The 16,779-nt window shown below is 60.8% G+C and carries 18 protein-coding genes; 8 read left to right on the top strand and 10 right to left on the bottom strand.

Features of this window, described 5'->3' with window-relative positions:
* Positions 1–28: 28 nt before the first annotated feature.
* The 4 genes from cpaB to K3724_RS14985 form a co-directional block, all read right to left on the bottom strand.
* On the bottom strand, positions 29–886 hold the full coding sequence (gene cpaB, locus K3724_RS15000) for a Flp pilus assembly protein CpaB (protein WP_259986675.1): 858 nt from the start codon (positions 884–886) through the stop codon (positions 29–31).
* Positions 887–984: 98 nt separating this feature from the next.
* Positions 985–1,161 (bottom strand): hypothetical protein, encoded by a 177-nt coding sequence (locus tag K3724_RS14995; RefSeq protein WP_259986674.1) that lies wholly within the window; start codon positions 1,159–1,161, stop codon positions 985–987.
* 343 nt (positions 1,162–1,504) lie between these two features.
* Positions 1,505–1,696: a Flp family type IVb pilin gene (locus K3724_RS14990; RefSeq protein ID WP_129371726.1), complete on the bottom strand. Its 192-nt coding sequence runs from the start codon at positions 1,694–1,696 to the stop codon at positions 1,505–1,507.
* Between the two features lie 397 nt (positions 1,697–2,093).
* Complete coding sequence (locus tag K3724_RS14985; protein WP_129371725.1) at positions 2,094–2,285, bottom strand: Flp family type IVb pilin; 192 nt, start codon at positions 2,283–2,285, stop codon at positions 2,094–2,096.
* A gap of 355 nt (positions 2,286–2,640) precedes the next feature.
* Between K3724_RS14985 and K3724_RS14980 the strand changes: the two genes are divergently transcribed.
* Entirely contained in the window at positions 2,641–3,450 is an 810-nt protein-coding gene (locus K3724_RS14980) for a lytic transglycosylase domain-containing protein (RefSeq protein WP_259986673.1), read from the top strand.
* A 7-nt stretch (positions 3,451–3,457) separates the two neighbouring features.
* On the opposite strand, the gene K3724_RS14975 is transcribed toward K3724_RS14980, so the two are convergent.
* Positions 3,458–4,027 (bottom strand): TetR/AcrR family transcriptional regulator, encoded by a 570-nt coding sequence (locus K3724_RS14975; protein ID WP_259986672.1) that lies wholly within the window; start codon positions 4,025–4,027, stop codon positions 3,458–3,460.
* Positions 4,028–4,286: 259 nt separating this feature from the next.
* Between K3724_RS14975 and K3724_RS14970 the strand changes: the two genes are divergently transcribed.
* Positions 4,287–4,763 (top strand): hypothetical protein, encoded by a 477-nt coding sequence (locus K3724_RS14970; protein WP_259986671.1) that lies wholly within the window; start codon positions 4,287–4,289, stop codon positions 4,761–4,763.
* A gap of 72 nt (positions 4,764–4,835) precedes the next feature.
* Here K3724_RS14970 and K3724_RS14965 read toward each other — a convergent pair whose 3' ends face one another.
* From K3724_RS14965 to tldD, 5 genes are all read right to left on the bottom strand, one after another.
* On the bottom strand, positions 4,836–5,465 hold the full coding sequence (locus K3724_RS14965) for a 3-oxoacid CoA-transferase subunit B (RefSeq protein WP_259986670.1): 630 nt from the start codon (positions 5,463–5,465) through the stop codon (positions 4,836–4,838).
* A complete protein-coding gene (locus K3724_RS14960; RefSeq protein ID WP_129371720.1) occupies positions 5,465–6,187 on the bottom strand; it encodes a CoA transferase subunit A in 723 nt (240 codons plus the stop codon). The genes K3724_RS14965 and K3724_RS14960 overlap by 1 nt, the downstream gene beginning before the upstream one ends.
* Positions 6,188–6,630: 443 nt before the next feature.
* Positions 6,631–9,258 carry a type I DNA topoisomerase gene (gene topA / locus K3724_RS14955; protein ID WP_259986669.1) on the bottom strand — a complete coding sequence of 876 codons (2,628 nt, stop codon included), beginning with the start codon at positions 9,256–9,258 and terminating at the stop codon, positions 6,631–6,633.
* A 195-nt stretch (positions 9,259–9,453) separates the two neighbouring features.
* Complete coding sequence (gene dprA / locus K3724_RS14950) at positions 9,454–10,635, bottom strand: DNA-processing protein DprA (protein WP_259986668.1); 1,182 nt, start codon at positions 10,633–10,635, stop codon at positions 9,454–9,456.
* Positions 10,636–10,874: 239 nt separating this feature from the next.
* Positions 10,875–12,296 (bottom strand): metalloprotease TldD, encoded by a 1,422-nt coding sequence (gene tldD, locus K3724_RS14945; RefSeq protein ID WP_259986667.1) that lies wholly within the window; start codon positions 12,294–12,296, stop codon positions 10,875–10,877.
* Positions 12,297–12,494: 198 nt separating this feature from the next.
* On the opposite strand from tldD, the gene coxB reads away from it, so the two are divergent.
* The 6 genes from coxB to K3724_RS14915 all read left to right on the top strand — a co-directional run bounded on the left by coxB (position 12,495) and on the right by K3724_RS14915 (position 16,767).
* Positions 12,495–13,340: a cytochrome c oxidase subunit II gene (coxB, locus tag K3724_RS14940; protein ID WP_259986662.1), complete on the top strand. Its 846-nt coding sequence runs from the start codon at positions 12,495–12,497 to the stop codon at positions 13,338–13,340.
* Positions 13,341–13,436: 96 nt separating this feature from the next.
* The gene (gene cyoE / locus K3724_RS14935) at positions 13,437–14,378 is read left to right on the top strand and encodes a heme o synthase (RefSeq protein WP_259986650.1); all 942 of its coding nucleotides are present in this window, start codon (positions 13,437–13,439) and stop codon (positions 14,376–14,378) included.
* A 1-nt stretch (position 14,379) separates the two neighbouring features.
* Positions 14,380–14,544 (top strand): cytochrome C oxidase assembly protein, encoded by a 165-nt coding sequence (locus K3724_RS14930; protein ID WP_259986640.1) that lies wholly within the window; start codon positions 14,380–14,382, stop codon positions 14,542–14,544.
* The gene (locus K3724_RS14925; RefSeq protein WP_259986638.1) at positions 14,544–15,131 is read left to right on the top strand and encodes a cytochrome c oxidase assembly protein; all 588 of its coding nucleotides are present in this window, start codon (positions 14,544–14,546) and stop codon (positions 15,129–15,131) included. Before K3724_RS14930 ends, K3724_RS14925 begins: the two co-directional genes overlap by 1 nt.
* A 24-nt stretch (positions 15,132–15,155) precedes the next feature.
* Positions 15,156–15,965 carry a cytochrome c oxidase subunit 3 gene (locus K3724_RS14920; RefSeq protein WP_259986636.1) on the top strand — a complete coding sequence of 270 codons (810 nt, stop codon included), beginning with the start codon at positions 15,156–15,158 and terminating at the stop codon, positions 15,963–15,965.
* Between the two features lie 133 nt (positions 15,966–16,098).
* Positions 16,099–16,767, top strand: coding sequence for an SURF1 family protein (locus K3724_RS14915; protein WP_259986634.1), 669 nt, complete (start codon positions 16,099–16,101; stop codon positions 16,765–16,767).
* The last annotated feature ends 12 nt before the right edge of the window (positions 16,768–16,779 follow it).

Below are 16,779 nucleotides of genomic sequence, written 5' to 3'. Positions count from 1 at the left end.
GTTAACGGTCCGCGCGGAAATGAAATTCCTAGTTGGTGCAGGGGATTGGAATTTCAACAACCTCAGCGCCGCGGCGAGTGCGGATGGTGCAGACTTTTTCCTTTTCCACTTCTTGCGGCGCTTCCAATGCCCCCAGGCCCAGCAGGCTGCGCTGGTCCACTTCGACAAACGAAGCAATGGTGTCATCCCCGGCGCCGACCAGGGCCAGCGACAGCCGTCCGGTGGTTTGCGCCTGTGCCAGTGCGGCGACCTGCCTGGGGTGGGCCGCAACGGTGACGGTGCGGGCAATGACGGCTTCGTTGATGTCGCCGCCGGCGCTTTGGTCAATGGCCACCAGTTCGACATTGGTTTGGATCAGGCGGGTGACCTCACCGCGGTTGCCGGCCGATCCCGGCATCATGCCAGTCCAATAGACGTCCACTTTGTCGCCAGGCCGCAGGAAACCCGAAACGCCTGAGGAGACATCGACCTTGATTGCAAAGGCGCGCATACCGCGCTGCAACCGCGATGTGATGCCGGCGTCTTCGCCAGGTGCCGTGACCTTGAGGGCCATGATGGCCTCATCCGTTTCCATGGCGCGCAGAACCACTCTCAGCTGATCACCGGCATGCGGCGGAAACAGCTCTTCATGGGTGATATAGGCACCTTCGGGAATGGCATCTTCGGGCCAGCGCACGGTGCGCACTGCGTCCTGGGACAGCCGCTCGCCGTATTTCAAGGGTTTGGTGGCGACAAAAACATCCACCAGCGGTACCGCTTCGGCGCGGGCCGCGCGTTCGCGCGCCAGTTCATTCTGATAGGCCGAGATATAGTTTTTTGCCATCATGACGGCGCCGCCCGCGAGGGCCACACCGACAATCAGCACCAGTCCGAAAACTGCACGCATTGTGTTACCTCTCATAGATTTCAGCCGGCGCCCCGCGGGGCGGAACCGGCTGCTGGATCACTCGAACTGCGGCGGCAATTGATGGTGTCCGCCAAGCCTCAGCCAAAGTTCCAATTGCTCATATAGTCTGCCAGCCCCTGGGCCAGGCCAAGCGCGCCGTCTTGCGTCATCCCGGCAATCAATACGGCCAGCCCGATTGCGGCGGCGGCTAGGATAACCCAGTCAACGGTTACCGCTCCGTCGTCACTGGCAATGAATGACCATAGTTTCTTCATGTTGCGGACCTCGCTGCCCAAAGGGATTCAAGGGATAGGATCGCCTGCTGAAAGCAATCCCGTGTTAGTATCATTAAGCTTCATGAATGGGGCGTTAATGGGGCGTAATCCGTGCTTTTTGCCTAATAACCTATTAATGTGAGAGGTAAGGAAGGAAGCACTTTTTGGCGCAGGGTTTGTCTCGCATCCCACTTCCCAAGCTCATGTTAATCGGTTGATTTCGCCAGAAAACTTTACGCGGGACCAGCCTCATTGCAGAAGTGCCGAATGAAAAGGGCCACCCTCCGAAGAGAGTGGCCCGAATTACTGTGCTGCGGTGCGGATTGGATGCCACCGCCTGCGATCAGGTCGGCTTCTTGCCTTTCAGGTAGGAGCCGGTGTCGCTTGCCAGGGTGGACGCGCCATCCTGAACAGCGGTGTAGACCACGCCACCCAGTGCGGCGACAGCTGCGGTCAGTACGACCCAGTCAACGGTCACAGCGCCGGATTCGTCTTTGCGGAAGTCTTTGCGGAAGCTTTTGAAAAACTTGATCATGGTTCGGTCCCTCCAAAGGATCTCTGAATTAATGCTGTCCCGCCGTTTTGCCAGGGCCTGCTCTCTCACCTGCTTGGGCACTGACCGGCTTGGATGAATACATATAGCCAGCGGAGCGTGGCAGGATTGGGGCGAGAATTCGGAATTGGCTGCCCAATTTTAACTTTTTGGCAAGAAACTGCATGTGTCAGAAAGGGCGTCTTCTACAGCTAAGCGGAAAGAATATTGCGGGGTTGGCGGATCTTCCCGCGTGCCGGGGCTTTCAAGGTTCCAGCCGGTTGAAAATGCAGGTCCGGACTTTCCCGCAGTCGAGCGGAAACGGAATAGGCCGCCCTCCGAAGAGAGCGGCCCGAATTGCGGTGTCGCGATGCGGTATATACGCCGCCGCCGCCGGCAATTAGGTCGGTTTTTTGGTCTTCAGGTAGGAACCGGTGTCGCTCGACAAGGTGGAAGCGCCATCCTGCACAGCGGTGTAAACCACGCCGCCCAGTGCGGCGACAGCTGCGGTCAGCACGACCCAGTCAACGGTCACGGCGCCGGATTCGTCTTTGCGGAAGTCTTTGCGGAAGCTTTTGAAAAACTTGATCATGGTTCGGTCCCTCCAAAGGATCTCTGAATGTGTAATCCCGCCATCTCGCCAGGGTCTGCTCTCTCACCTGCTCGACCACTGTCCGGCTTGGATGAATACATATAGCCAGTGCAGCGTGGCAGGATTTGGGCTGAAACCCGGAAATAGCTGCCCAATTTTTACTTTTCGGCAATAACTTGCGCATCCTGCTGTTTTTGCTGCATTAATTTTTTGTTACTTCACCGTGCCCCGTGATATTTCAGCGCCAGTCCGGGGCAAATAAGGCGGTTGCGCCAGATTCCGGGGCAGGAATACTGGCCTTCGGGCGTCAATTTTCACAGATTGGAACGAACTGAAACCGCAGGCAGGCAGGGCAATGTCATTCGGGAACACTGTATTGGCGCTGGCAGCCTGTGCCATGCCACTGGCTGCAGTGGCTGAGGAGGTGCAGCCCCGGCCTTTTCCGCAGTTCGAGGCAAAACGCATCAAACCGCCGGCGTCCGGCACAGGCAAGCGCATTACCATACAGATTGAGCCGCAGCCTGAGCCAGCCCCCCCGGCGCCTGCGTTGAAAGCAGCCGCAGACAGCAGCGCAAAGCCGGCCGGCCGTTATGGCTGGTTCTGGGATAAGGTTGCCTTTGGACTAGAGGGATCGGGGCCGGGGCGTCTGGATGACGCCCTGCAGGCCTTGAGCGGAGCCAAAGGCCTGGCGGCCCCGCGGTTGCAACTGATGCAGGATATTGTGCAGGAACGCGGGGTGCAGATCCTGACCGAAAGCCTGGGCACCGAGGTGTCGCCGGCCTTGGTCCTGGCTGTGATAGCTGTCGAATCCGCCGGCAAGCCTGATGCGGTCAGCGCTGCCGGGGCGCAGGGGCTGATGCAGCTGATGCCCGATACTGCCAAACGTTTCGGGGTGAGTGACGCGCTGGAGGCGCGGCAGAACATTGCTGGCGGTATTCAGTATCTCGACTGGCTGATGGGGGAATTCGGCGGCGATCCGATTTTGGTGCTGGCTGGCTATAATGCCGGCGAAGGGGCCGTGCGCTCGCACCAGGGGGTGCCGCCCTTTGCCGAGACACGCGACTATGTGCCCAAGGTCCTGGCCGCCTATCAGGTGGCGCGCGGCCTATGCATGACACCGCCGCAGTTTTTGTCCGACGGATGCGTTTTCAGGTTGGGCAAGTAAGGCGCGGTCAGCTGTCTTTCAGATAAGGCTGCAACAGTATCCGCGCGGTTTGCAGTGCGTCCTCTGCCGGGGCAGGGGTGACTGACATGGCGGCCAGAACAGTGGCACCTTCCTTCAGCATCAAAAGCTGCCGGGCCAATGCTGCGGGATCAGGCGCCCCGGCCGATTGGGCCAGCGCAGTGAAATGGTCCAGCAGTATCTGCTTATGTTCACTGGACTGCCGGTACACCGGATGCGCATGGTCCTGGAATTCAGAGCTGGCCTTTACAAACATGCAGCCGGCAAACCCGGGCTTGCCGAACCACTCTCCCAGAGCGGTGAAAACAGCGATCAGCTGTCCCGCCGGTGTGTCCGACAGGGCCTCCATACGGCCATAGAGCCAGTTGCGGAAGTTCTCGTCCCGCAGCTGCAGAACAGCACTGATCAGGTCATCCTTGGTGCGGAAATGCTTGTACATGGAGGTTTTTGAGACGCCGGTTTCCTTGACCAGCGTGTCCATTCCCGTCGCGTGAAATCCGCTGCGGTAAAACACGTCCAGGGCTTTGCGGACCAATTCGTCTCGTTTGTTCGGGCGCATGATTCATCTCTATGTGTACCGGTCTGTTCATATTGGCGGAGGAAGGGGCAGGCAACTCAAATCAGTTTAACAAGCGAAAGCAGGGCATAACCGGAGTTCTGCGAGTCTGCCCAGTGACCTGCCCAGTGGCCAGTCCGCAACGTCTTGAAATGGTGTGTTTTCTGCAAAGTTTTTGTCCTTTTCTTGCCGCCGCCGCTATGGTGCAGGAATTGACAGGATTGAGCCGCATCATTTGGCTTTGAGAAATTGGAGACAGGAATTGGAATTGGGAATTGATCCGGCGGCGCTTGCCGCGGGTTCGCAAGAGGCCACCAGCACCTTTGCAATGCTCGGCCTGATCGCTTTTACCGGGATTTTCGGGCGGATGGTGTTTGTCGCCTTTGCTCCGGGGCTTGCAAAGGTCAACCCGTTCCGGAATTTTTCGGGCCTGGGTTTTGTGCTGCTGGCCGCGGGCCTGTTTGCAGGTGCTTTGTATGTTTCGGGCAAGCAGACCAAGGCGATCGTGCTGTTCAACCGGCATCTGGTGGATCCGGTCATCGTTACCATGCTTGGCCGCGACAGCTGTGACCCGGCCAGGGGCAGGTATTGCGTGGTGGTGTTCGAAGACGGTCGGGAGAAGATCGTCAATTGGTACGATAAGCGCGTTTACATGTATGAAATCGTCAACCCGCCCGAAGGCGCCATCTGGCACACCCAGCGGCCGCGCGCACGGCCCGGATCTGCTGCCGGGGTTTGACTGCAAACCGGATTTGCAATGAAAAGGCCCGCCGGAAACCGGCGGGCCCTGATTGTCAGATCTGATCCGGGATCAGTCGACCAGGGTGGCCTTGGTCGCGCTGCGGATCTCGTCTTCGCTGACACCATCCGCCAACTCAACGATCTTCAGGCCGCCGTCCACGACGTCCAGGACGCCCAGATTGGTGATGATCCGGTCGACAACGCCCTTGCCGGTCAGCGGCAGGGTGCAATCCTTCAGAACCTTGCTGTCGCCGTGTTTGTTGGTGTGATCCATCACGACCACCACACGGCCGACACCCGCGACCAGATCCATGGCGCCGCCCATGCCCTTGACCAGCTTGCCGGGGATCATCCAGTTGGCCAGATCGCCGTTCTCGGCCACTTCCATCGCACCCAAGATCGCCATGGCGATCTTGCCGCCGCGGATCATCGCAAACGACTGCGCCGAGTCGAAATAGGCGGTCTGCGGCAGTTCGGTGATGGTCTGCTTGCCCGCGTTGATCAGGTCGGCATCCTCTTCGCCCTCATAGGGGAAGGGGCCCATGCCCAGCATGCCGTTCTCCGATTGCAGGGTCACTTCCACACCTTCGGGGATGTAGTTGGAAACCAGCGTCGGAATGCCGATGCCGAGGTTCACATACCAGCCGTCCTGCAGCTCTTGCGCGGCGCGTGCCGCCATCTGATTACGATCCCAGGGCATTATGCTTCCTCCCGCTTGCGCACGGTGCGCTGTTCGATGCGTTTCTCGTGCTGGCCTTGGATGATGCGGTGCACGTAGATGCCGGGCAGGTGGATGGAATCCGGGTCCAGCGATCCGGTCGGCACGATCTCCTCGACCTCGACCACGCAGACCTTGCCGCAGGTCGCGGCCGGCGCGTTGAAGTTGCGGGCGGTCTTGCGGAACACCAGGTTGCCGGTCTCATCCGCCTTCCAGGCCTTTACGATGGCAAGATCTGCAAAGATGCCTTCTTCCATGATGTAGTCCTCCATGGCGCCGTCCGCACCGGTGGGGAACTGCTTTTCAAACTTGCCGTCGGCAATCACTGTACCCACGCCGGTCTTGGTGAAAAAGCCCGGAATGCCTGCGCCGCCCGCGCGCATGCGTTCAGCCAGGGTGCCCTGCGGATTGAATTCCAGTTCCAGCTCGCCGCTCAGGTACTGGCGCATGAATTCCGCGTTTTCGCCCACATAGGACGAGATCATCTTTTTCACCTGCCGGGTCTGCAGCAGGATGCCAATGCCGAAATCATCGACGCCGGCGTTGTTGGAGGCAAAGGTCAGATCCTTGGTGCCTGCGTCCTTGATCGCCTGCAGCAGCAGTTCGGGGATGCCGCAGAGGCCGAAACCGCCCGCAGCGATGTACATGCCGTCGTGAAGCAGCCCGTCGAGCGCTTCAGCAGCGTTGGAATATACCTTCTTCATGGAGTTCTCCCAGTATGCCGGTTGCGGGATTTCTGGCTGCCTGCTGGAGCAGAGTCAATGAATACGGAGACGGGCACGTATTTCTACGGAGAACGGAAAGGGCAAGGCTCCCGCGCCTTCCCGGAGCATTTGCCTTCGGCAGATGCTCCATCAGCCTTGGGCGTGGCGCCGCTTTGCGGCGCAAAAGAAAGCTTTGCTGATAAGCCAATAAGGTTAGCTTTGCCCTTATTGGGCCTTCGCGGGAGTGAAACTGTTCTGCGCCGCGCCAAGGGCAAGCCGCTGACGCAGCGGCAGGGCCGCCCTTGACGCAGCGCAGAACAGAGAAGGACGCGCGCAGGACATGACCCGCGCCGCGTTAGCGGCGCCGGGCCCAACGGTGACGGCGCATGTCAATGCGCCTGGAACCGGCGGGAGCGCCCCGCCCAAGTCCACGCCGCCGGTTGTCAATCTTTCGCTGCGGCCTTCTTAGGCGCTGCTTTTTTCTTGGCTGCGGGCTTTTTGGCGGCGGTTTTCTTCTTGCCGCCCTTTGCGGATTTTTCCGCAATCAGCTCCATCGCCATTTCCATGGTGACATCCTTGGGTTCCACGTCCTTGGGCAGGGTGGCATTGACCTTTTCCCATTTGACGTAAGGCCCGTAGCGGCCGTCCATGATGTTGATGGCGCCACCGCTGTCGGGGTGATCCCCCAGCTCCTTCAGCGGCTTGGCAGCAGCCCGGCTGCCGCGGCGGCCCGGATTGGCGCGCTTTTCCGCCAGCAGTTCCACCGCCCGGTTCATGCCGATTTCAAAGACGTCGTTGGGGTCCTTGAGGTTGGCGTAGACAGGTTTTTCCTCTTCGGGCAGCTGGTGCATCAAATAGGGACCGAAGCGGCCGAAGTTGGAGGCAATCACACCGCCTTCGGGGTGGTCGCCGATCTGGCGCGGCAGGCTGAGCAGGGTCAGCGCCTTTGCCAGGTCCATATCGTCCTTGCTCCAGCCCTTGGGCAGGCTGGCGCGCGGCGGCTTCTTGTTTTCGGGCGTTGCTTCGCCGCGCTGAACATAGGGCCCAAAGCGGCCGGCCTTCAGGTGGATCTCATCTTCGCCATCCATCCCCAGCAGCCGCTCGTCGCCATCAGCGCCTTCGCCGGCGATGGGTCGGGTGTAGGTGCATTCCGGGTAATTGCCGCAGCCGACAAAGCCGCCGGTGCGCGAGGTTTTCAGATGCAGCTGGCCCTCCCCGCATTTGGGGCAGACGCGCGGGTCGGTGCCGTCTTCGCGCGGCGGATAAAGCTGCGGTGCCAGGGCGTCATCCAGCACATCCAGCACTTCGGTGATCCGCAACTCGGAGGTTTCCGAAATGGCAGCTGAAAAATCGCGCCAGAACTTGCCCAGCAGTTCCTTATAGTCGCCGTTGCCGGCACTGACGTCATCCAGTTCTTCTTCCAGATTGGCGGTGAATTCATAGCCGACGTATTTGCGGAAGAAATTCAGCAGGAAGATCGTGACGATCCGGCCTTTGTCCTCGGGGAACAGGCGGTTCTTGTCCTTGCGGACGTATTCGCGGTCCTGGATTGTGGTGATCACGGAGGCATAGGTCGAGGGGCGGCCGATGCCCAGCTCTTCCATCCGCTTGACCAGTGTCGCCTCGGTATAGCGCGGTGGCGGCTGGGTATGGTGCTGCAGCGCCAGCACAGCGCCGTCTTCAGAGAGCACGGATGCCTCTTTGCCGGCCTTGTCAGCCTGCGCGGCCAGCGAAGATGCAAATTTCAGCGCTTCGCCCTGCATGATCTGCGGCAGGCGCTTATCGTCTTCGTCGGCCACATCATCGCGGCCTTCTTCATAAACCCGCATGAAACCGTCAAACAGCATCACCTGGCCAGTGGCGCGCAGCACCACCTGTTTGTCATCCGAGCCGATGTCGACAGTGGTGCGTTCCAGACGGGCACCTTCCATCTGGCACGACAGGGTGCGCTTCCAGATTAGGTCATAGAGCTTGCGCTGATCGTCGTCCGTGACTTTCAGGCTGGCCGCATCGCGGCTCATATCCGTGGGGCGGATACATTCGTGCGCTTCCTGGGCGTTCTTCGCCTTGTTCTTGTAGATCCGCGGGGAGGAGGGCACATATTCAGCGCCATAGCGGGTTTCGATCTCGGCACGCGCGGCCTGCACCGCTTCGGGCGCCATGTCGATGCCATCGGTCCGCATATAGGTGATGTGACCGGCCTCATAAAGGCGCTGCGCGGCGTTCATGGTCTGGCGCGCGCCCATGCCGAATTTGCGGCTGGCTTCCTGCTGCAGGGTCGAGGTCATGAACGGGGCAGAGGGGTTGCGGGAAGCGGGTTTTGCTTCGACCGAAAGCACCGACAGCTGGCGCGAGGCCACGGCCTGGACCGCGAGTTCGGCAGCGGTGGACGTCTTCAGGCTGTATTTGTCCAGCTTGTCGCCGCCCAGCACCGTCAGGCGGGCTTCGAACTCCTGGCCGCGCGGGGTCGCCATCTGGGCGCGCACGGACCAGTATTCCTGGGCGTTGAAGGCTTCGATCTCCATCTCGCGCTCGACGATCAGGCGCAGGCAGACGGATTGCACCCGGCCCGCGGACCGCGCGCCCGGCAGCTTGCGCCACAGCACTGGCGACAGGTTGAAGCCCACCAGATAGTCCAGCGCGCGGCGGGCCAGATAGGCCTCGACCAGCGGCATGTCGACCTGGCGCGGGTTCTGCATCGCTTCGGTCACCGCTTCTTTGGTGATCGCGTTGAATGTCACCCGGCTGACCGGCGTGTCCTTCTTGATCGAGCGCCGTTTGGTCAACGCCTCCTGCAGGTGCCAGCTGATCGCCTCGCCCTCGCGGTCGGGGTCGGTAGCGAGAATCAGCGCATTGTCCTCTTTCAGCGCGTCGGCAATCGCCTTGACGTGCTTGCGGGAATCATTGCCGACCTCCCAGGTCATGTCGAAATCGGCGTCAGTGTCGACCGAACCATCTTTGGCCGGCAGGTCGCGCACATGCCCGTAAGACGCCAGAACCGTATAGTTGGAGCCAAGATACTTGTTGATTGTCTTTGCTTTGGCCGGGGATTCGACAACGACTACTGGCATAAATTCTGTAACCTCTTCGGACCGCTTCTGCGGGTTCTATGGCGGGGCAGGATGTGGGGCGCAAGGGGAGATTGTCAATCCAGGTGCATTCGACGCGGCGGGAAACGGGCCTTTTACGGTGGTATTCCGACGGTTCGCGGCAGCCTGTTCCTGCTGTCCGGCGCGGCAGGCAGGGGCAAGGCAAGGCGCGCAGGGTCAGTCTTCATTTTCCGGAAAGGCCTTGGACAGCAACCCGCCCGGCTGGCGCCGGATCGCGCCTTCCAGCTCCAGATCCGTCAGCGCCGGGGCCAGCAGCTGCGGCGGCAAGGAAAGTTCGCGCAGCAGGTCGGACTCAGATGTGGGGGAGGGCCCGAGCCTGCCGAGGATCTGCTGATGCAGGGCGTTGGCCTGCGCAAGGCTGCGCCGTTCGGGCGGCTGCTGCGGCAGGCCGGCCAGGGCCTGCTGCGGACTGCCGGTTGCCGGCGCCTGTTCTTGCGACAGGTCTTGCGGCGGCAGCGCCTCCAGCACGTCAGCGGCACTGCGGACCAGCAGGGCGCCGTCGCGGATCAGCCTGTTGCAGCCGGAACTGCGGGCATCAAAGGGATGGCCGGGCACCGCCAGAACCTCGCGGCCGTAGTCCAGCGCGTCGCGGGCAGTGATCAGGCTGCCGGATTTGGCGGCCGCCTCCACCACCACAACGGCGCGGGACATGCCGGCAATGATCCGGTTGCGTTTGGGGAAGTCGCGGGCCTGCGGTGTCTTGCCCATCGGCTGCTCTGACAGGCGCAGCCCTGTACCGGCTATGTCTTCGGCAAGCCGGGCGTTTTCTGCCGGGTAGATCACATCGGCGCCGCCCGCCAGAATGGCAATTGTTCCTGTTTGCAGCGCTGATTGATGCGCGGCGGTGTCGATGCCGCGGGCCATGCCGGAGACAACGGTATAGCCGGCGTCGCCCAAGTTTTGCGCCAGCGATCTGGCCATGCGCAACCCCAGCGAAGACGCGTTGCGGGCGCCGACCATGGAAATCAACGGACGCCGCAATGCCGCAAGGTCGCCAATGGCCCACAACAGCGGCGGTGCATCTTTCAGGCTGCGGAGGAGCTCAGGGTATTCCGGGTCGGAAAAGCACAAAAGCCGCGCTTTGGCGGCTTTTGCGGTCCTAATTTCAGCGTCTACCGCCTTGGCGGGGCATGTTTCATACCCTTTGATACCTGCGGAACGTGCCACTTCGGGCAACGCATCCAGCGCGTTCTGCGCTGAACCATATTCGGCGAGCAGCCGGTGAAAGGTCACCGGGCCGACCCGTTTAGAGCGCAAAAGGCGAAGCCAGGAAAACCGGGTATCTTCCGTGGTGGGTGGGAGTGGGGGGTGAGTGGAAGAAAGTGTTTCTTCGGTCATCCGCAGCTCCGCCTGTTTGCAGAACCAGAATTAACCTTAAGGGGGTTAACAGGTGGTGAACGCTGGAGGGTTTTCGGCCAATTCCCCGAAAATTTTCTTAAGTAGCCGGAAAACGGGGGAAATTACCTTTCGCTCACAGTTCGAACGGGGAGGCATTGCCGTAATCCGGGCCGGCAACACTGGCGGGCGGCCCGGATTTTTACGGTCAAAACATGGTTTTACCGTGAATTTGCGCTGCCTCAGGCCGCTGAGCCGCCCACCGTCAGGCCGCCCATCAGCACCGAGGGCTGGCCGACGCCGACCGGCACCCACTGGCCTGCCTTGCCGCAATTGCCCATGCCGGGGTCCAGCGCCATGTCGTTGCCAAGCCCGCGAATCTGTTTCAGCGCGGTGGCACCGTCGCCGATCAGCGTGGCGCCTTTAACCGGTGCGCCGACCTTGCCGTCCTTCACCCTGTAAGCCTCGGTGCAGGAGAACACGAACTTGCCATTTGTAATATCCACCTGGCCGCCGCCGAATCCCACGGCCCAGATGCCGTCCTTGATGCCTGCGACCAGATCACCGGGATCGGCCTCGCCGCCCAGCATGTAGGTATTGGTCATCCGCGGCATCGGCGCATGGGCGTAGCTTTGACGCCGCCCGTTGCCGGTGGGAGAAACCCCCATCAGCCGTGCATTCTGGCGGTCCTGCATGAAACCGACCAGCACGCCGTCCTCGATCAGAGTGGTTTTCTGGCTGGGGGTGCCTTCGTCATCCACGGTGATGGATCCGCGCCGGTCGGGAATGGTGCCATCGTCCAGTACTGTAACGCCCTTGGCGGCGATCTGCTGGCCCATCAGCCCGGCAAACGCGGAGGAACCCTTGCGGTTGAAATCGCCCTCCAGCCCGTGGCCGATCGCCTCGTGCAGCAGGATGCCGGGCCAGCCGGGGCCAAGCACCACATCCATCTCGCCCGCAGGGGCAGGGACCGCATCCAGGTTCACCAGCGCAATCCGCAAAGCCTCCTGCACCTGGGCCTGCCAATGTTCAGGGTCGACCAGCCCGTCCAGCCCCAGCCGCCCGCCGCCGCCGGCCGAGCCGCCTTCGCGGCGGCCGTCCTTTTCGACGATCACCGACACGTTGAATCGCGCCATCGGGCGGATGTCGCGCACACGCGTTCCGTCAGCGCGCAGGATCTCCACTTCCTGCAGCGAGGCGGCCAACGATGCAGACACTTGCACCACGCGCTGGTCCAGGCCGCGCGCATAGGCGTCAACCTCGCGCAGGGTTTCTACCTTCACCGGGAACGGCATGGCGCTGATCGGGTCGGCATCGGTGTACAGCTTGGCATTGGTTGCCTGCGGCGCATCCGAATAGGTGCCGCCTCCCTCGCCAACCGCCAGCTTGGCCGTTTCCGCCGCCCGCTTCAGTGACGCAATGGAGACATCGGTGGAATGTGCATATCCGGCCACATCACCGTTCACCGCCCGCAGGCCAAAGCCTTCGGAGGCATCATAACTGGCACTGCGCAGCCGCCCGTCATCAAAGGACAGCGCTTCGGATTTGCGGCGCTCTGCAAAGATCTCGCCATCCTCCGCACCGTTCAGCGCATCGCGCAAGCTGGCGAGGGCCTCATCCTCGGGGAGCGCGGTTTCAAAGGGACGGAAGGCTGGGTTTTCCATGGCACGGTCCTCGGATTTTTTTGATCTAAATCAAGAAAGCGACGGTTTGACGCTTGGCTGCCTCTTTATCTGTGCCCCCGAATATGATTTTAACCAGCGTCAAAGACAACGGGGCAGGTGCGTTTTGTGGGAATCAATGATTCCCCCCGCATTTCGTGCTGCCGCAGGAACAATGCGATCAACCGATCAGGACAGAACATGAAAAACGCTTTGATGCTTTCGGGCCTTTTCGCCGGCCTTTCAAGCCTTCCGGCAATGGCGCAAGAAGGTCTGAAAACCATTGGCAAGCCGGTTGACGGCGGCCTGAACTTCCAGCCGGCGGCGACCTCGCTGGCGGATGGCTTGCAGAAACTGGATTACATGATCCTGGTGATCATCACCGTGATCTGTGTTTTTGTTGCCGGCCTGATGCTGTACGCCATTGTCCGCTTTAACAAGCGCGCCAACCCGACACCGGCCAAGTTCACCCACCACACCCCGGTTGAGATCGCCTGGACCATTATCCCGATCCTGGTGCTGGTGTTCATCGGTTCCTTTTCGCTGCCGCAGCTGTTTGCCCAGCAGGAAATCCCCAAGGCCGACATCACCATCAAGGTGACGGGTTACCAGTGGTACTGGGGCTATGAATACACCGACCACGAATTCGGCTTTGAGAGCTTCCTGCTGCCCAAGGACCAGCTGGCTGCAAACGGCTATGCCGAGGACGAGTGGCTGCTGGCCACCGACACGGCTGTTGTGGTGCCGTCGGGCAAAACCGTTGTGATGCAGGTGACTGCGGCTGACGTGATCCACTCCTGGACCATTCCCGCATTCGGCGTGAAACAGGACGCTGTTCCTGGCCGTCTGGCAGAACTGTGGTTCAACGTCGATGAAGGCAAGGAAGGCATCTATTTCGGTCAGTGCTCCGAGCTGTGCGGCAAGGACCACGCCTATATGCCGATCACCGTCAAGGTTGTGACTCAGGCGGAATATGACGCCTGGCTGGAAGGCGCCAAGGAAGAATACGCGGGCCTGCCGCAGGCCTATCAGGTCGCCTCCAACTGAGACCTGGCCATACGGAGCTTGAGAGCGCTTCGTGTGGTATAGTCAAAAGATCAGGGTGCGCAGCAATGCGCACCTATTGCCGCCAAAGGACCCAAGATGAGCGACGCAAGCATCAACGCAAGCCGTGCATATGAAGACGAGGCCAGTTTCGGCGATTACTTCGCCCTGCTGAAGCCCCGTGTCATGTCGCTGGTGGTGTTCACCGCTTTGGTCGGGCTGCTGGCCGCGCCTGTCTCCGTGCATCCGGTTATCGGCTTCTGCGCCATCCTGTTCATCGCCATTGGCGGCGGTGCGTCCGGTGCGCTCAACATGTGGTGGGACGCTGACATCGACAAGGTGATGAAGCGCACCAGGACCCGCCCGATCCCGTCCGGCAAGGTGGAGGCGGGCGAGGCGCTGGCACTTGGCCTGGCGCTGTCGGGCCTGTCGGTGATCATGCTGGCGCTGGCAGCAAATGTCTTTGCCGGCGCCTTCCTGGCTTTCACCATATTCTTTTATGTGGTGGTCTACACCATGTGGCTGAAACGCGCGACGCCGCAGAACATCGTGATCGGCGGTGCTGCGGGGGCCTTTCCGCCGGTGATCGGCTGGATTGCCGCCACCGGCACCATGTCGGTTGAGCCCTGGCTGATGTTCCTGCTGACGTTCATGTGGACGCCGCCGCATTTCTGGGCGCTGGCGCTGTTCATGCGCTCGGACTATGACGACGCCGGCGTGCCGATGCTGACCGTGACCCACGGCCGCCGCGCCACCCGTGTCCATATTCTGGTATACACAGTTCTGCTGGCGGTGCTGGCCATTGGCACCGCATTCTCCGGTATCGGCGGCCCGCTGTATCTGGCCGCAGCGCTGGTCATGAACGCGCTGTTCCTGCACGGCGCCTGGAAGATCACCCGCCGCGATGAGGACGATTCCGAGAACGACAACTTCAAGGTGGAGCGCAGCTTCTTCAAACTGTCGCTGCTCTACTTGTTCCTGCATTTCGGTGCGATCCTGGCGGAAGCATTGCTGAAGCCCTACGGCCTGGGAGGCTGGTAAGATGGCATTGCGAAAACAGCATGAGATCCACAAACGCCGCTCCGGCCTCAATAAGGGCGTTGGCATCCTGCTGGGCGCCTTTGTGGTGCTGGTGATGGCGCTGACCATGGCCAAGGTGACCTCGGCCACTTTCAAATTCCCGGACGCCCAGGGAGAGCAGAACTGATGGCGTTGCAGGGGCCGCAGAAAACTGTTGTCCAGCTGGTGGGCGTTGTCGTCCTGATGAGCGGCCTGTCCTGGGCCTCGGTCCCGTTTTATGACTGGTTCTGCCGGGTCACCGGCTTTGGCGGCGTTACCGGCGTTGCCAGCACCGGTTCGGACACGATTGTGGATCAGACCATCACAGTGCGCTTTGACGGCTCAAAACAGCGCGGCATGCCGTGGGAGTTCAAACCGTCCCAGCGCGAGATGGAGATCAAGCTGGGGGAAACCGGACTGGCCTTTTACGAGGCCTACAACCCGACCGACCGCCCCGTGGCAGGGCAGGCGTCCTACAATGTGACGCCCTATCAGGCCGGCGGGTTTTTTGAAAAAATAGACTGCTTCTGCTTTACCGAGCAGGTGCTTCAGCCGGGGGAACGGGTGCAGATGCCCGTGACCTTCTTTGTCGATCCCGAAATCCTTGACGACCGGGACGCAAAATACGTGCATACGATCACGCTTTCGTACACGTTTCATGAAATCGATCTGCCCGAGGGCTTTGCTGCTCTCGACACCGGGACTAACACCGGGGCAGGGGCAACCACGAATTAGGCCGCTTTGGTGAGGGACACTTGAATGGCGCACGCTAAAAATCACGATTATCATATTCTGCCGCCGTCGATCTGGCCGCTGGCCGCATCGCTGGGCACTTTTGTCATGCTGGTCGGCGCGGTCTTCTGGATGAAGGGCATCACTGCCTGGGCGTTCTGGATCGGCCTGGTTGCAGTTCTCTACTCGGCCTTCGCCTGGTGGTCCGAAGTTGTCGCCGAAAGCAAGGCCGGCGATCACACCACTGTGGTGCGGATCGGCTTGCGTTATGGCTTTATCCTGTTTGTGATGTCCGAGGTGATGTTCTTCTTCGCCTGGTTCTGGTCATTCTTCAAACATGCCATCTACCCGATGGAGACCTATGTCGGCACCGAGTACCTGAAGCCGGAGATCGTTGCCGTCGACCCGTTCCACCTGCCGCTGATCAACACGCTGCTGCTGCTGCTGTCGGGCTGCGCCGTGACCTGGGCGCACCATGCGCTGGTGCACAACAACGACCGCAAGGCACTGGTGCAGGGCCTGGCCATCGGCATTGCCTTCGGCATCCTCTTCACCGCGCTGCAGGGCTACGAATACTACCACCTGCTGCACGAAGGCTGGCAGTTCGGCGGCGATGAGTTCTATTCGAACTTCTTCATGGCAACCGGCTTTCACGGTTTCCACGTTGTGATCGGCACCATCTTCCTGACCGTCTGCCTGATCCGCGCGATGAAGGGCGACTTCACCCCTGAACAGCACGTCGGCTTTGAGGCCGCTGCCTGGTACTGGCACTTTGTGGACGTCGTATGGCTGTTCCTGTTTGTCGCTGTCTACATCTGGGGCACTTCCGGCCTCTAATCGGCGGCCTGTAACGGGCGGTTTGTAACGGTTACATGTTTGCGGTTCCAAAAGCCGCAGACAGACCTTAATGAGCAAGGCGCGCAGGGCATCACGCTCTGCGCGCCTTTACTGTTGAAGCGGAGCGGCCCGGATGCGGCATGTCGGTTTTTTGGTGGTGGTCAGCGGTCTGGGGATCGCGATCCTGCTGGGCCTTGGCACCTGGCAGCTGCAGCGGCTGGCGTGGAAAGAGCAGGTCATCGAGGATATAATCTTCCGGCTGGCCGGATTGCCTGAACCCTTGCCAGCCTCCCCCAACGCGGCAGAGCACAAGTACCAAGCTGTGGATCTGTTCGGGACAATCTCGGGTGCGGAGCTGCACGTTTTGGTCAGCTCCAAGGAAACCGGTACCGGCTTCCGGATCATTCAGGCCCTGACGGAAGACAAGACAGGCCGCCGTATCCTGCTGGAACGCGGTTTCGTGCCCGAGGCAGCAAAGAACGCCAAGCGCAGCACCGGCCCGGTCTATGCCGCCGGCAACCTGCATTGGCCGGTTGAGCGCGACAGTTTTACCCCGCAGAATGACCCGGCCAACAATTTCTGGTACGCGCGCGATCTGGCCGAGATGGCGGCCACCCTGAAAACAGAGCCGGTCCTGGTGATCTCACGCGAGCCTCTCGGGGAAAATGTCCGGCCGATGGGGATCAGCACCAGCACCATCCCAAACAACCACTTGCAATATGCGATCACCTGGTTTTCGCTGGCCTTCATCTGGGCTGCGATGACTGTCTACTTCCTGAGGCGCAACCGCGCCAATTCCTAGAGAGCCAAGGCG

The sequence above is a fragment of the Leisingera sp. M658 genome (assembly GCF_025144145.1).
In the GTDB taxonomy this organism is placed as follows: Bacteria; Pseudomonadota; Alphaproteobacteria; order Rhodobacterales; family Rhodobacteraceae; genus Leisingera.
This window is presented reverse-complemented; position numbering and strand designations above follow the sequence as displayed.